The organism is Bradyrhizobium sp. WSM1253, assembly GCF_000244935.1.
In the GTDB taxonomy this organism is placed as follows: Bacteria; Pseudomonadota; Alphaproteobacteria; order Rhizobiales; family Xanthobacteraceae; genus Bradyrhizobium; species Bradyrhizobium canariense.
Genome location: NZ_JH600073.1, coordinates 2,377,771 through 2,391,431 on the forward strand (window position 1 = coordinate 2,377,771; position 13,661 = coordinate 2,391,431).

At 63.4% G+C, this 13,661-nt stretch carries 11 protein-coding genes and 1 tRNA gene; 8 read left to right on the forward strand and 4 right to left on the reverse strand.

Annotated elements, in window-relative coordinates:
- Window positions 1-548 precede the first annotated feature (548 nt).
- Together BRA1253DRAFT_RS12830 and BRA1253DRAFT_RS45200 are read right to left on the reverse strand one after the other, a co-directional pair.
- Complete coding sequence (locus BRA1253DRAFT_RS12830; protein ID WP_007594638.1) at window positions 549-953, reverse strand: hypothetical protein; 405 nt, start codon at window positions 951-953, stop codon at window positions 549-551.
- 12 nt (window positions 954-965) lie between these two features.
- Entirely contained in the window at window positions 966-1,166 is a 201-nt protein-coding gene (locus tag BRA1253DRAFT_RS45200) for a hypothetical protein (protein ID WP_007594639.1), read from the reverse strand.
- Window positions 1,167-2,013: 847 nt separating this feature from the next.
- Between BRA1253DRAFT_RS45200 and BRA1253DRAFT_RS12840 the strand changes: the two genes are divergently transcribed.
- Window positions 2,014-3,237, forward strand: a complete 1,224-nt coding sequence (locus BRA1253DRAFT_RS12840) for a hypothetical protein (RefSeq protein ID WP_035993241.1) — start codon at window positions 2,014-2,016, stop codon at window positions 3,235-3,237.
- 296 nt (window positions 3,238-3,533) lie between these two features.
- Here BRA1253DRAFT_RS12840 and BRA1253DRAFT_RS12845 read toward each other — a convergent pair.
- Window positions 3,534-3,608, reverse strand: a tRNA-Gln gene (locus tag BRA1253DRAFT_RS12845).
- Between the two features lie 255 nt (window positions 3,609-3,863).
- Between BRA1253DRAFT_RS12845 and BRA1253DRAFT_RS12850 the strand changes: the two genes are divergently transcribed.
- The gene (locus BRA1253DRAFT_RS12850) at window positions 3,864-5,642 is read left to right on the forward strand and encodes an acyl-CoA dehydrogenase (protein ID WP_007594641.1); all 1,779 of its coding nucleotides are present in this window, start codon (window positions 3,864-3,866) and stop codon (window positions 5,640-5,642) included.
- A 92-nt stretch (window positions 5,643-5,734) separates the two neighbouring features.
- On the opposite strand, the gene BRA1253DRAFT_RS12855 is transcribed toward BRA1253DRAFT_RS12850, so the two are convergent.
- On the reverse strand, window positions 5,735-6,976 hold the full coding sequence (locus BRA1253DRAFT_RS12855; RefSeq protein WP_007594642.1) for an MFS transporter: 1,242 nt from the start codon (window positions 6,974-6,976) through the stop codon (window positions 5,735-5,737).
- Between BRA1253DRAFT_RS12855 and BRA1253DRAFT_RS45865 the strand changes: the two genes are divergently transcribed.
- From BRA1253DRAFT_RS45865 to dxs, 6 genes are all read left to right on the forward strand, one after another.
- Window positions 6,963-7,091 (forward strand): hypothetical protein, encoded by a 129-nt coding sequence (locus tag BRA1253DRAFT_RS45865; protein WP_256375804.1) that lies wholly within the window; start codon window positions 6,963-6,965, stop codon window positions 7,089-7,091. The genes BRA1253DRAFT_RS12855 and BRA1253DRAFT_RS45865 overlap by 14 nt on opposite strands.
- A 131-nt stretch (window positions 7,092-7,222) precedes the next feature.
- Window positions 7,223-7,984, forward strand: coding sequence for an enoyl-CoA hydratase-related protein (locus BRA1253DRAFT_RS12860; protein ID WP_007594643.1), 762 nt, complete (start codon window positions 7,223-7,225; stop codon window positions 7,982-7,984).
- 79 nt (window positions 7,985-8,063) lie between these two features.
- Window positions 8,064-9,722 carry a bifunctional UDP-sugar hydrolase/5'-nucleotidase gene (locus BRA1253DRAFT_RS12865; RefSeq protein WP_007594644.1) on the forward strand — a complete coding sequence of 553 codons (1,659 nt, stop codon included), beginning with the start codon at window positions 8,064-8,066 and terminating at the stop codon, window positions 9,720-9,722.
- A 133-nt stretch (window positions 9,723-9,855) separates the two neighbouring features.
- Window positions 9,856-10,785 (forward strand): histone deacetylase family protein, encoded by a 930-nt coding sequence (locus BRA1253DRAFT_RS12870; RefSeq protein ID WP_007594645.1) that lies wholly within the window; start codon window positions 9,856-9,858, stop codon window positions 10,783-10,785.
- 73 nt (window positions 10,786-10,858) lie between these two features.
- The gene (locus tag BRA1253DRAFT_RS12875) at window positions 10,859-11,110 is read left to right on the forward strand and encodes an exodeoxyribonuclease VII small subunit (RefSeq protein ID WP_007594646.1); all 252 of its coding nucleotides are present in this window, start codon (window positions 10,859-10,861) and stop codon (window positions 11,108-11,110) included.
- A gap of 605 nt (window positions 11,111-11,715) precedes the next feature.
- Complete coding sequence (dxs, locus tag BRA1253DRAFT_RS12880) at window positions 11,716-13,644, forward strand: 1-deoxy-D-xylulose-5-phosphate synthase (protein WP_007594649.1); 1,929 nt, start codon at window positions 11,716-11,718, stop codon at window positions 13,642-13,644.
- The last annotated feature ends 17 nt before the right edge of the window (window positions 13,645-13,661 follow it).

A 13,661-nucleotide genomic window follows, 5' to 3' on the forward strand; every position in this document is an offset into this window, starting at 1 on the left:
TTGCTCGCTAACGTCTTGACTTATTTGGTGGGCGCGCCAGGGCTCGAACCTGCGACCTGCTGATTAAGAGGCGTATGATTTACCAAGGAGATCAGTTCGGCGTCGGAGACGCCCAGGAACTCCCTTCGCGCAGCGATCGCCTCGCTACGAAATGAGCAGCAGATCTCTCCAGCGTCCGTTTCGCTCGCTAAAGCACCCTATTCTACGACAGTTATGTAATCCGCTTGTATCACGCGACGTTCGCACTCTATCTCATGCTGCGAACGTACTACGAGGGACAGAGCCAAAGTGGGTGTGTGACTTGGTCTTGACCGACGAGAGGTTAGATCAACCGAAGCTTCCAGCCAGAAGGCCCGTTCTGGGGCACAAACCTTCCAAGTGATTGATATCGCTTGGTGGGCGCACCAGGGCTCGAACGTGGGACCCGCTGATTAAGAGTTCAGGACCATCGCGATCATTGGCACCTTGAAGCTACTGCTCTGCCTCGTAGCTTCTACGAACTACGCCCGGGTCCGGCCCTCCTTCGAAGCAGGACCGCGTCGGCACGATTAGGAAGCGTTCGCCCGCGCTCGTTCTCGAGCTTCACGACGCCGCTCGCGACGTTCGCGTCGCCGTCTAGCGCGCTCCGCCAGTTGCGGAAGCGGTGGTATGGGCGCATCCCTGCTCTCGGCTGGCACTGTCTCTGTCGGAGGTTCGACGGCGGGGCGCGCCTCCATGAACTCCAGCACTGTCCGTCCGCTGACGGTGATCTTCCAGCCGCCGTTTTCGCGCTCGACGAGGCCTTGCGAAAAGATGTCGAGGTCCGGGACACGCGCAGCGAGCCGCTTTGTGCGGTCGGCCCAGTCGCGGCCGCTGGTCGCCAGGATCGCCATGTCGCGCTTGAGATCGGCCATCGTTGCAAATCCATCCGGATAGCTCACGAGGATCTTCAGGACCGTGACCTGGAAATTCACCCCCGCCTCCGGTCAGCGCCGTATGGTAGGCGCCTGCGAGAGAGCGAGGCGCCCGATCTGCTTGAGGTGATCCGGAGAGGTGTCCCCTTTGGTCGCGGCTTCCAGGATTCTCGAGGCCACGTGGGTACGGGCGCAGGTCTCGGTCCGGGAAACCTTTTCGCAGACCTCATCTAGGACGGCGCGCAGAAGCGCGGTGGTCGAGGAATCGAACATGAGAACCCCCACAAGAAAAATTACCATAACGAAATGGCGGCGACGTCAAATTTAAGCGTGTTAAAAATCAGAAGAAGTCTACACCCCTGTTAGGGCTTGGCAATATCGGCGGGACTGGCTGTGAACCAGAGGTATGAAAGCGCCTGCTGTCTTGTTCGCCGGACGCGGCGAACTCCGCCAGTGAATACGTCCAGGCTTCCTGCGCAGGCTGCCTCCGTCGCGTCGGGTTGCGGTGCGCTGGGCTCTCTGCCGACTCCTCGTACCTCTGCGGTAGCCGCCGTCTCCAACTGAGGCGTATCGCCTTCTGCTGAGGCAGTAGGCAACGTCGTTCGCCCTGGCCTTCCGTGGCGCGCTCTCGCCGCCGAGGCAAGTAAGTCCAAAGTGTCCTTTTCAGGCGCTGCACTACGCTCCTGCGCGATCCAGTTACCCTCGCAGTTTCAATCCTGCTGGTGATCACCATGATGGGCAGGACGAGCAAAGAGCGAGTTTCAGCAGCTGACGGTTATGTGATGACACGTCCTGCCATCATTCCAGCGGGTTCTTGGCCGCGCCGTATGTCTGCTGGAATCGCAGCAGGGTATTGCGGAGAAACGACTGTTGAAGCCTTTCTCAGACGGGTCGGGAAGGAGTATCCTCAACCACGTGTCAAAGAAGGGAGGCGTCAGCTGTGGTTGAGAGACGATCTGGACCGAGCTATTGCGCCGGACATCGTGCCGGGCGACCTCGCCGAGGATTTGTAACGTTGGAGCGCCCGCTTCCACGCTTCGTGGAGGTACGGCGGCTTGCCCGCGGGTTGACTGCTTTCTACTTCCGCCTCCCCACACATTACAGGAAACTGGGTTGCGAGATGGCGAATGAGCCACTCGGGACGAGCTACGAAGCCGCATGCGGCGAAAACGGAAAAGGCGGACGCGCCGCCACCCTCAATGCCTTGTTCGACGAATGGAATAACCAGCGCAAGGGTACGCCGGGCGAGCAGGGAAAGATCGCGCGCTACGGCACGATTGATTGGCTGTTCCGACAATACAAGACCGAGAAGGCCTATACTGAGAAGGTCTCACCTCGGTCGCGCCCGGACTACGAACGGATCATGCAAATGATCTGCGACACGGTCGGTAACAGCGGACGGCGGATCGGCGAACGGCAGATCATAGAAGTCACGCCCCGCGCCGCGGATAAGATATACGACAAAATCATCAACGGTCCGAACGGCGTCAGATTGCGGCAAGGAGAAAAGGTGGTCGGGCTGTGCCGAAAGGTATGGCGGATCATGCGTCGGCTGCACCCGGAGCTGTTTGATAGGAAGCACCCGAACCCCTGGGACGATTTCACCCTCAAGAGCCGCACCAAGACCAAAAAGCACGCGGTCACTCGAGAAGAGGTCTATAAATTTGCATGGGGCTGCATCAAAGAAGGGCGGCCCGAACCGGCGGCAGTCGCGGTGATCTGCTTTGAATGGCTGCAACGGCCGGAGAACGTGGTGGCCGGGTTTTTGACTTGGCCGGACTATCGCAGCAAAAACTGGCCACACGCTGTGCGCATCGAGCACCACAAGAACAAGGCGTTGGTCTGGCATCCGCTCGAAGAGACTCTCGATGGACAGACCGTGAAGTTTTACGCCGAAGCGGAGGACGTTTTGAGCCATCTGCCCAAGCTCGGCGTTCCGATGATCATGCGTCGGCTTCAAAAGGGTGAACGCAAGGGCGATGCCAAAGTGTGGTCCTACCCTGGCATGGAAAAAGTGGTGCAGCAGATGCGCAGGAAGATCGACGGCGTGTCAAAGCTGTTCACGCTTGATGCTTGTCGACACGGCGGTATGACCGAACTCGAAGAGGCCGAGCTGACGGACGGCCAGGGTCGTGCACTCTCGGGCCACAAGACCGCACAGGCCTATCGCGGCTATGCCAAGGAAACGATGGTGCGAGCGTTGGCTGCGACCCGTAAGCGGCATGCACATCTCTTGGCGCAGAAGGAGCTCGATCAGCAGAATGCTGATGGAGCAGCATCGCCTCAAGACGAAATGCAGCAAACCTCCCCAACGTCGAAGACTAGCGTCGGATCGCGAAGATAGACTTCGTGCTTCGTTGAACGCTGCAAAAGGGTCGACAGCGTTTTGCCGCTGGCGATCCCGCATGCGACTTGAAAGGCAACGATCGAAAGCTTGCAACTCACAGACAGCGTTCACGTGCTCAATTCGCATTTTGATAAGTTGAGCGGCGTTCAACTAGCGATGTCATCCATCGGCCTTCGATCCAAAAACGAAACCAGCACAGAATTTCCAAATGCAGGGCAAACCGAATTTCCAAATGCGCCGGAAACCCCGCATCGAATAAGGGAATTTACACAGTAAAATCAGTGCATTGGCTCTGGCTGGGGCGGGAGGGATCGAACCTCCGAATGGCGGAATCAAAATCCGCTGCCTTACCACTTGGCTACGCCCCATCAGGCCCGTGGGAACGGCGGCGACACGAGCGCCCGCGGATTCCCTCGAGTGGTGCCGGTCTATAGGGAGAGGCGCGGCATTTCAACCGCCCGGAGGGGCAAAATACCACAGGCGCCGGCGGCGCCGCGCCATGCCTGATAGGGGCGCTACGCCACCCCGCTCTCGACGGCCGCTCCGCCACCCCTCCTGACAGTTGAGACCTCCCCCGTTTCATGGGAATACGGCGGCAAGAACTGTCTCCCCGGGAGTGAGCCATGACCTACCGCGCGCCGATCTCTGACATGCTGCTGTCGCTCAACCACGGCGCCGGCCTGAAGGCTGCCATGGAGGCCGGCCATTACGGCGATTTCGACGGCGATATCGTGAGCGCCGTGCTGGAGGAAGCCGGCAAGTTCGCAACCGACGTGCTGGCGCCGCTCAACAAGGTCGGCGACGAGCACGGGATCAAGCTCAGCGACGGCAAGGTCACGACCGCGCCGGGCTGGCCGGATGCCTACAAGCGCTGGACCGAGGGCGGCTGGAACGCGGTCTCCGGCCCCGAGGATTTTGGCGGTCAGGGCCTGCCGCTCGCGATCAACGCCGCCTGCACCGAGATCTGGAGCGCCGCCAACGTCGCCTTCGGCCTCTGCCCGCTGCTGACGGCGTCGGCGATGGAGGCTCTGGACGCGCATGGCAGCGATGAGCTGAAGAAGATCTATCTCGAGAAGCTCGTCTCCGGCGAATGGACCGGCACGATGCAGCTGACCGAGCCGCAGGCCGGCTCCGACGTCGGCGCGCTGCGCACCCGCGCCGAGAAGCAGGCCGACGGCACCTATCGCATCAAGGGGACGAAGATCTTCATCACCTATGGCGAGCACGACATGACCGACAACATCGTGCATTTCGTGCTGGCGCGCCTGCCGGACGCGCCGGCCGGCACCAAGGGGATATCGTTGTTCCTTGTGCCGAAATTCATGGTCAACGAAGATGGCTCGCTGGGTGCGCGCAACGACATTTTCGCAAGCGGCGTCGAGCACAAGCTCGGCATGCATGCCTCGCCCACTTGCACCATGACAATGGGCGATCATGGCGGCGCCATCGGCTTCCTGGTTGGCGAAGAGAACCAGGGCATGCGCTGCATGTTCACGATGATGAACCAGGCCCGCCTCGGCGTCGGCCTCGAGGGCGTCGGTGTTGCCGACCGCGCCTATCAGCAGGCATTGTCGTACGCACAAGAGCGCAAGCAGGGCCGCGCCCTCGGCAACAAGGGTGACGGCTCCGATGCGATCTTCGTGCATCCCGACGTCAAGCGCATGCTGATGCGGATGCGGGCGCAGACCGCGGCGGCGCGCACCATCTGCTATGCGACCGCCGTGGCGATCGACGTCTCGACACGCGCCAGCGATCCGAAGGTCCGCGCGGACGCTGCCGCGCGCGCGGCGCTGCTGACGCCGATGGCCAAGGGCTATTCCACCGATGTCGGCAACGAGGTCGCCTATCTCGGCGTGCAGGTGCATGGCGGCATGGGCTTCATCGAGGAGACCGGCGCGGCACAACACTATCGCGATGCCCGCATCACCGCGATCTACGAGGGCACCAACGGCATCCAAGCCATCGACCTCGTCACGCGAAAGCTCGCGGCCAACGGCGGCGCAGCGGTGTGGGCGCTGCTCGACGAACTCTCGGCCATCGTGAAGCAGGTCGAAGCTTCCAACGATCCCGCCTTCGGCACCACGGGCGTGAAGTTGCGCGAGGCACTGGAGGCGCTGACGCGCACAAGCAAATGGCTGCTGGAGCGGGTTGCGTCCGCGCCGAACGAGGCGCTGGCCGGCGCGACGCCGTATCTGCAACAGTTCGGCGCCACGCTTGGCGGCTGCATGCTGGCATCCGAAGCGCTCGCCGCGAAATCCCATGGCATCACGGACGCCGCGCGCTACGTCTCGCTGGCGCGCTTCTTCGCCGAGAACATCACCGTGCAGGCCGGCGCGCTCGAGCGAACCGTGACGGAGAGCGCGGAGTCGGTCGCGGCGGCGGATGTGGTATTGTTGGGCTAGCTGGGACAGCGTAGTCTGGATGAAGCGCAGCGTAATCCGGCGCTGTCATCGCTTGTGGCACGAATCCCGGATTGCGCTGCGCTCCATCCGGGCTACGAAGCCGCGAGCTTCGTACGTCGCCCCGGCCGCCACAGCACCACGCCCGCCGCCAAAAGGTCGAGCACCACGCACATCGCAAATGCCATCGTGTAATCGCCGGTTACGCTGCGCACGAGACCGACGATGCCGGGGCCGAAGGCACTGACGATGCCGCTGATCGACGTGCCCAGTCCCATCGCGGCGGCGAAGGCGCTCGCGCCGATCTCGCGCTGGATGATCAAGGGCGGGAACGTGATCATGTTGCCGATCGAGAAGCCGTAGACGGCGCAGCACACGAGCAGCACGGTCGGGTTCGTGCTTTGCAGAAGTACGAACAGAGCCGCCGCCTGGCTCGTCATCGATGCCGCGCAGGCGAGCCGCGGATCGAGCCGGTCGACGAACAGGCCGAGCGACAGGCGCCCGACCACCGCCATCGCCGCCATGATGGTGACCGCAAGGCCCGCACTGGCGCGGCCGATCAGCGGTTCGAGAAACGTCACCTGGTGGATGATGAATCCCATCTGCGCCAGCAGCGCGACCGCGATCGGCAGCACCATGGTCCAGAACGCCGCGTTGGCGAGCAGCGTCTTGCGCGAGTGAACCGCAGGCAAGGCAGTGCCGCCAGCGGATGAATCCCCACCCGACGTCGGCGGCATTTCGGTCCGCCAGCCGGTGAAGATGACCACCACCGGCAGCACCAGCACCACCATCGCGAGCGTGGCTGCCAGCATCGCGGAACGGAAGCCGATGCTGGCGCTCAGCGACAGCAGCAGCGGCACGAGGACGATGCCGCCGCAGGTCGCGCCGTTGTAGGCGAGGCTGAGCGCGAGCCCGCGGCGCCGTTCGAACCAGGAGTTCAGCACGGTCGCGATCACCACCGTGCCCATGCCGGTCCAGCCGACCGACATCAGCGCATAGGCGAGATAGAGCTGCCAAGGCGTCTGCAGCAGCGCCAGCAGCACCGTCGAAGCGCCGAGCGCCGACAGGCCGCACAGGATCAGCGACCGAAGCCCGATGCTGGCGAGCAGATCGTCGGTGAAGATGACGAGGACGGCAGTCAGGAGAAAGGAGAAGGTGCTGGCCGCGGAGACCAGCGTGCCCGGCCAGCCATGGGCGCGCTGGAGTTCGGCGAGATAGACGCCCTGGCCGTAGAGGCCGAAGCCGAACATGAAGAAAGCCATCAGGAAGCAGGCCAGCACGACGCGCCAGCCGCGATAGTGCAGCGAGGATTCGTCAACACGAGTGGCGGCAATCATCAATCAGGCAATCGGCCAAATGGAGCGGCGCGAGGCGATCGTGCACCACAACCAGGGGTTTTTCAATCGAAAATGGCAGCTGATTATTGCAACGCGTCACACGGCGGGAGCGTGATGCGCCCGTCTCGGGCGAATTCGACCTCCAAAAGGTTGAGCGAGCGCATTGGCACGCCTGCAAGATGATGTAGGCTGACGTTTCGCGAGTCTAGCCAATGTCAGTATCGCGGCGACCGCAGGGGCCCCCTCATGCCGAATGGCAATATCGTCGTCACCGAAGAGCGCGGAACACGCGTGATCACCCTGCGTCGCCCGAGCAAGAAGAACGCGATCACGCAGGACATGTATCGGGAGATGAGCCGCGCGATCGACACCGCGCAGAACAATCCCGACATCCGCTGCATGATCATCACCGGAGGCTCCGGCGTGTTCACCGCCGGCGATGATATCGACGATTTCATGCACGCCGACACGTCGCGCCCCGAGACGCTGTCCGACGGCGCCAAGTTTCTCTATTCGCTCGCCCTCAACGCCAAGCCGGTGATCGCGGCCGTGGACGGTGCATCGATCGGCATGGGCACCGTGATGCTGTTCCATTGCGACTATGTGCTGGCCTCGAACGCGGCGACCTTCTCCGCGCCCTACATCCATCTCGGGCTCGTGCCGGTCGGCGCGTCCAGCCTCTTGATGCCGAACACGATGGGCTACCAGCGCGCCTTCGCCATGCTGGTGATGGGGCGGACTTTTACGGCCGCGGAAGCGCATGCCGCCGGCTTCGTCAACACCGTGGTCTCGCCGGGACATACCGAGGTCGAGGCGCGCAAGGTGGCGCGCGATATCTGCCGGCTGCCCGCCGAAGCGGTCGCGACCTCGCGCAAACTGCTCCGCGTCGCATCCGAGGAGCTCACCCGCCGTATCGACCAGGAGGCCCATTTGTTCGGCGAGCGGCTGAAGTCGGAAGAAGCCACCGCCGCGTTCAACGCGTTCGCGAGCAGGAAGAAGAAAAAGTAGGCTGTCGTCCGGCGCAGCGCCGCGGAATGACGGCGAGAACTTTCGTGAAATCTTCGTGCGGACCGACTAGTCTGGTTTCATGCAACATGTTCTCCGCCTGACCGTCTTCGCGCTCGCGCTCGCCGCCCTGCCCGCGTCCGCCCAAACCGCCGCACCCGTCGAGCTGCGCATCCTCGCGATCAACGATTTCCACGGCAATCTGCGCCCGCCGCCGGGCGGCATCCGGATCAGTGATCCCGAGGACAAGTCCAGGAAGGTGATGGTGGCGGCCGGCGGTGCCGAATACATGGCGACGCTGGTGAAGCAGCTGCGCGAGGGACACAAGAACACGATCTTCGTCGCCGCCGGCGACCTGATCGGCGCAAGCCCGTTCCTGTCGGCGATGTTCCACGACGAGCCTTCGATCGAGTCGCTCTCGATGATGGGGCTCGCGATCACCTCGGTCGGCAATCACGAATTCGACGAGGGCAAGACCGAGCTGTTGCGGATGCAGAACGGGGGCTGTCATCCCGTCGACGGCTGCCAGGGGCCGCACCCCTTCACGGGCGCCAAATTCCGCTATCTCGCGGCGTCCACCATCGAGACCGCGACCGGCAGGAGCGTGCTGCCGCCTTACGAGATCAGGGAGTTCGAAGGCATCCCCATCGCCTTCATCGGGCTGACCTTGAAGGACACCGCGGGCATCGTCTCGCCATCAGGCATCGCGGGCCTCGAATTCCGCGACGAAGCCGAGACGGTGAACGCGCTGGTGCCGCAGCTGAAGGCGCGTGGGGTCGAGGCGATCGTGGTGCTGATCCATCAGGGCGGCGAGCCGGCCGGCGACTACAACGAATGCCCTGCCATTACGGGGCCGATCGTCGACATCGTGAAAAAATTCGATCGCGCCGTCGACGTCGTCGTCAGCGGCCACACTCATCGTGCTTATGTCTGCGATATTGACGGGCGGCTCGTCACCAGCGGGGACAAATACGGTACGCTGGTCACCGCGATCGACCTCAAGCTCGATCCTGTAACCCGCGACGTCGTCAGCGCCCGGGCCGAGAACGTCCTCGTCGCCAACGCCTCGCTGCCTAGAGATCCCGAGCAGACCGCACTGATCGATGCCTACGACAGGCTTTCGGCGCCGATCGCCAATCGCCCGGCTGGATCGGTGACGCAGACGCTGTCACGCGTGCCCAACGAGGCCGGAGAAAGCCCGCTCGGCGACGTCATTGCGGACGCGCAGCTCGCCGCGACCAGGGACGCCAAGGATGGCGGCGCCGTCATCGCGCTCACCAATCCCGGCGGTATCCGCACCGACATCGTCCCGAAGGAGAACGGCGCGATCACCTTCGGCGACGTTTTCGCCAGCCAGCCGTTCCGCAACCGGCTCGTCACCATGACGCTCACGGGCAGCCAGCTCAAGGACATGCTGGAGCAGCAATGGCTCGATCCGAAGCGGCCGCGGATTCTCCAGGTCTCGAACGGGTTCAGTTACGCCTGGGATGCGGCGAAGCCATTCGGCGAGCGCGTGATCAACGAGAAGATGACGCTCAATGGCAGGCTGATCGAAGCCGGAAGCGGCTACCGCGTCACCCTCAACGATTACCTCGCTGTTGGTGGCGACGGCTTTACGGTCGCCAAACAAGGCACGGGGCCGCAATATGGCGGCTACGACGCCGACGCGCTGTTCGCGTTCTTCAGGGCGCACGGACCGATCGGGCCGCTGCCGCTGAGCCGCATCCTGCGCGTGAATTGATCCGGATCAAACGGGCCGGTTCGGGACACCCTTTGCCATTCCCGGGGGAACGCATAGATTGGGTTTTGCATTTGCGTTTTGGCGCCGGATGCGCCAAGCGACGTCGAGAGCCCGCATCCCATGAGGCCGACTGATGAGTACGCTTCTCCTCTCCCACAAGGCCTGCCTCGACCACGTCACGCCGCCGGGACACCCTGAAAGGCCGGACCGCCTGCGCGCGGTGGAGGAGGCGCTGTCGCATGAGCGCTTCCAGTTCCTGGTGCGCGACCAGGCGCCGGAGGGCGATCTTGATCTCGTCACGCTCTGCCACAACGAGCACTATGTCACGGAGCTGCGCCACATCGCGCCGACCAGCGGCCTCGTCTATATCGATGGCGACACCTCGATGTCGCCGGGCACGTGGGAAGCGGTGATGCGCGGCGTCGGTGGCGCGGTCGCGGCGACCGAAGCGGTGATGAATGGCGAGCATCGCAACGCCTTCGTCGCGGTGCGCCCGCCCGGCCACCACGCCGAGATCGGCAAGCCGATGGGCTTCTGCTTCTTCGACAACGTCGCCATCGCCGCGCGCCACGCGCAGCGCAAATACGGCATCAAGCGCGCGGCCATCGTCGATTTCGACGTGCATCACGGCAACGGCACGCAGGACATCTTCTGGTCGGACCCGACCGTGATGTACTGCTCGACGCACCAGATGCCGCTGTTTCCGGGCACCGGTGCCAAGAGCGAGCGCGGCGACCATGACACCATCGTCAACGCGCCGCTCGCCTCCGAGGACGGCGGGCCGGAATTCCGCATCGCGTTCGAAAGTTTGATCCTGCCGCAGCTCGAAAAATTCAGCCCGGAGCTGCTCGTCATCTCTGCCGGCTTCGACGCGCATTATCGCGATCCGCTGGCGTCGCTGAATTTGCGCGCGGAGGATTATGCCTGGGTGACGCGCAAGCTGATGGACCTCGCCGACAAGACCGCCGGGGGGCGCGTTGTTTCTGTGCTCGAGGGCGGCTACGACCTGCAAGGACTGAAAGAATCTGTTACGGCGCATGTCGGCGCCCTGATGGGCGCCTGACACACCCGCCACATTGCGCCCGCAAAACTTTGCTTTCTCCGACATGAAGCGAATCGGGCAATCGGAAACTTATATGGCCGAAAATACCCAAATCGACATCTCCAGGCTGACCTTCGAACGCGCCATCGAGGAGCTCGAAACCATCGTGAAGCGGCTCGAGGACGGCAAGGTGCCGCTCGAGGAATCCGTGACGATCTACGAGCGCGGCGAGGCCCTGAAGCGCCGCTGCGAGGAGTTGCTGCGCCAGGCCGAGGCGCGCGTCGACAAGATCACCACCGATGCCAGCGGCCAGGCCACCGGCACCGCGCCGCTCGACGTCCAGTAAGGGCCGCCTTCAAAGCCGCCTATCTCACGCAGCGGGCACCGGCAATTTTTCATGATCGCACGCCGCCGTCGGCGTTGTTGTTGCTGCTGCTGCTTGATTCAAGGGAACCGGCACTCTGGAGATCACGGAACCTCCCGCAGAGGGTCCCTCGCCCTCCTAAATCCGTCTAAAAATAGCTTCCCCACGCCAAAAACCTTGCCGAGGAACCGGGCAAGCTTGGAACCCTTCCGCTGGCGCTGGGATTAACCACTCTGGCCCGGGGGTTGCAGGTGCATGCCCGTAATCGGCCCAGCGGGTTGGCTTTGGCCCAAGCTTTGGTGTAAAGCTGCGCGGAGTGTGGCTTTTTGTAAGCCTTGCGTAGGCACTGATTACCGACGACAAGCGCTTCAAACTGCTGATGAATTGGCTGGGATGGACGAAGCCGATCTAAGTGACAGGGATCACAGAGACTGAACCGGAGAGCACTTAAGCTCACCTAAGCTTGAAGACGGGGCTTTGCCCCATGCAGGTGGCTCCGACGGTTTAAGGACTCGCGCTGCGCCGATATTGAGCAAACCCATCGCGCACCGGAACAATCTTCCGGCGCTGACAAATTGGAAATCGCCGTGAACGCATATAGTAAAACGCCGCTTCTCGACACCATCCGGACGCCGGACGACCTGCGCAAGCTCAAGGTCGAGCAGGTTCGCCAGGTCGCCGACGAGCTGCGTCAGGAGACCATCGATGCCGTCTCGGTGACCGGCGGTCACTTCGGCGCAGGCCTCGGCGTGGTCGAGCTCACCACTGCGATCCATTACGTCTTCGACACCCCGCGCGACCGGCTGATCTGGGACGTCGGCCACCAGGCCTATCCGCACAAGATCCTCACCGGCCGGCGCGATCGCATCCGTACCCTGCGCACCGGCGGCGGCCTGTCCGGCTTCACCAAGCGCAGCGAGAGCGATTACGATCCGTTCGGCGCCGCGCATTCCTCGACCTCGATCTCCGCCGGCCTCGGCATGGCCGTCGCGCGCGACCTCTCCGGCGGCAAGAACAACGTTATCGCCGTCATCGGTGACGGCGCGATGTCGGCGGGCATGGCCTACGAGGCCATGAACAATGCGGGGGCGATGAACTCGCGCCTGATCGTCATCCTCAACGACAACGACATGTCGATCGCACCGCCGGTCGGCGCGATGAGCGCCTATCTGTCGCGGCTCTACTCCGGCAAGACCTATCGCACGCTGCGCGATGTGGCCAAGCAGATCAACCAGCGCCTGCCCAAGATCCTCGCCAACCGCGCCAATCGCGTCGAGGAATATTCCCGCGGCTTCATGATGGACGGCGGCACGCTGTTCGAGGAGCTCGGCTTCTATTACGTCGGCCCGATCGACGGCCACAACCTCGACCATCTCCTGCCCGTGCTGAAGAACGTGCGCGACATGGAGACCGGCCCGATCCTGCTCCACGTCGTGACGCAGAAGGGCAAGGGCTACGGCCCGGCGGAAGCCTCCGCCGACAAGTACCACGCCGTGGTCAAGTTCGACGTCGCGACCGGCACCCAGGCCAAGTCCAAGCCGAACGCGCCGGCCTATCAGAACGTGTTCGGCCAGAGCCTCGTCAAGGAAGCGGAGAAGGACGACAAGATCGTCGCCATCACTGCGGCGATGCCCTCCGGCACCGGCGTCGACATCTTCAACAAGGCGTTCCCGGACCGCACCTTCGACGTCGGCATTGCCGAGCAACACGCGGTGACGTTCGCCGCCGGTCTCGCCACCGAAGGCTACAAGCCTTTCTGCGCGATCTACTCGACCTTCCTGCAGCGTGGCTACGACCAGATCGTGCATGACGTCGCGATCCAGAGCCTGCCCGTGCGCTTCGCCATCGACCGCGCCGGCCTCGTCGGCGCCGACGGCGCCACCCATGCCGGCTCGTTCGACAACGCCTATCTCGGCTGTCTGCCGAACATGGTGATCATGGCGGCGGCCGACGAAGCCGAGCTGGTGCACATGGTCGCAACCCAGGTCGCGATCAACGATCGTCCGAGTTCCCTGCGCTATCCGCGCGGCGAAGGCCGCGGCATCGAGATGCCCGAAATCGGCGTTCCGCTCGAGATCGGCAAGGGCCGCATCGTCCGCGAGGGCAGCAAGATCGCCCTGCTCTCCTTCGGCACGCGCCTTGCCGAATGCGAGAAGGCCGCCGACGAGCTCGCGGCCCACGGCCTTTCGACCACGATCGCGGATGCGCGCTTCATGAAGCCGCTGGACACCGAGCTGGTGCTCAAGCTCGCGCGCGACCACGAGATCCTGATCACGATCGAGGAAGGCTCGGTCGGCGGTTTCGGCTCGCATGTCGCGCAATACCTGACCGACCAGGGCGCGCTCGACAGCGGCCTGGTGCGGTTCCGCACCATGGTGCTGCCCGACGTGTTCCAGGACCACGACACCCCGGCGGCGATGTACGGTCGTGCCGGTCTCGACGCCAAGGGCATCGTCGCCAAGGTGTTCGAGGCGCTCGGCAAGGACGTCAAGGCCGAGACGGTCAAGCTCGCCTAACAGCGAGCTTCGAGCTT

Bases quoted from the DNA above. Each gene is read 5' to 3' on its own strand.
- BRA1253DRAFT_RS12840 (WP_035993241.1), top strand. From the start codon at position 2,014: ATGGCGAATGAGCCACTCGGGACGAGCTACGAAGCCGCATGCGGCGAA.
- BRA1253DRAFT_RS12855 (WP_007594642.1), bottom strand. From the start codon at position 6,976: ATGATTGCCGCCACTCGTGTTGACGAATCCTCGCTGCACTATCGCGGC.
- BRA1253DRAFT_RS12850 (WP_007594641.1), top strand. From the start codon at position 3,864: ATGACCTACCGCGCGCCGATCTCTGACATGCTGCTGTCGCTCAACCAC.
- BRA1253DRAFT_RS12860 (WP_007594643.1), top strand. From the start codon at position 7,223: ATGCCGAATGGCAATATCGTCGTCACCGAAGAGCGCGGAACACGCGTG.
- BRA1253DRAFT_RS45200 (WP_007594639.1), bottom strand. From the start codon at position 1,166: ATGTTCGATTCCTCGACCACCGCGCTTCTGCGCGCCGTCCTAGATGAG.
- BRA1253DRAFT_RS12865 (WP_007594644.1), top strand. From the start codon at position 8,064: ATGCAACATGTTCTCCGCCTGACCGTCTTCGCGCTCGCGCTCGCCGCC.
- BRA1253DRAFT_RS12870 (WP_007594645.1), top strand. From the start codon at position 9,856: ATGAGTACGCTTCTCCTCTCCCACAAGGCCTGCCTCGACCACGTCACG.
- BRA1253DRAFT_RS12875 (WP_007594646.1), top strand. From the start codon at position 10,859: ATGGCCGAAAATACCCAAATCGACATCTCCAGGCTGACCTTCGAACGC.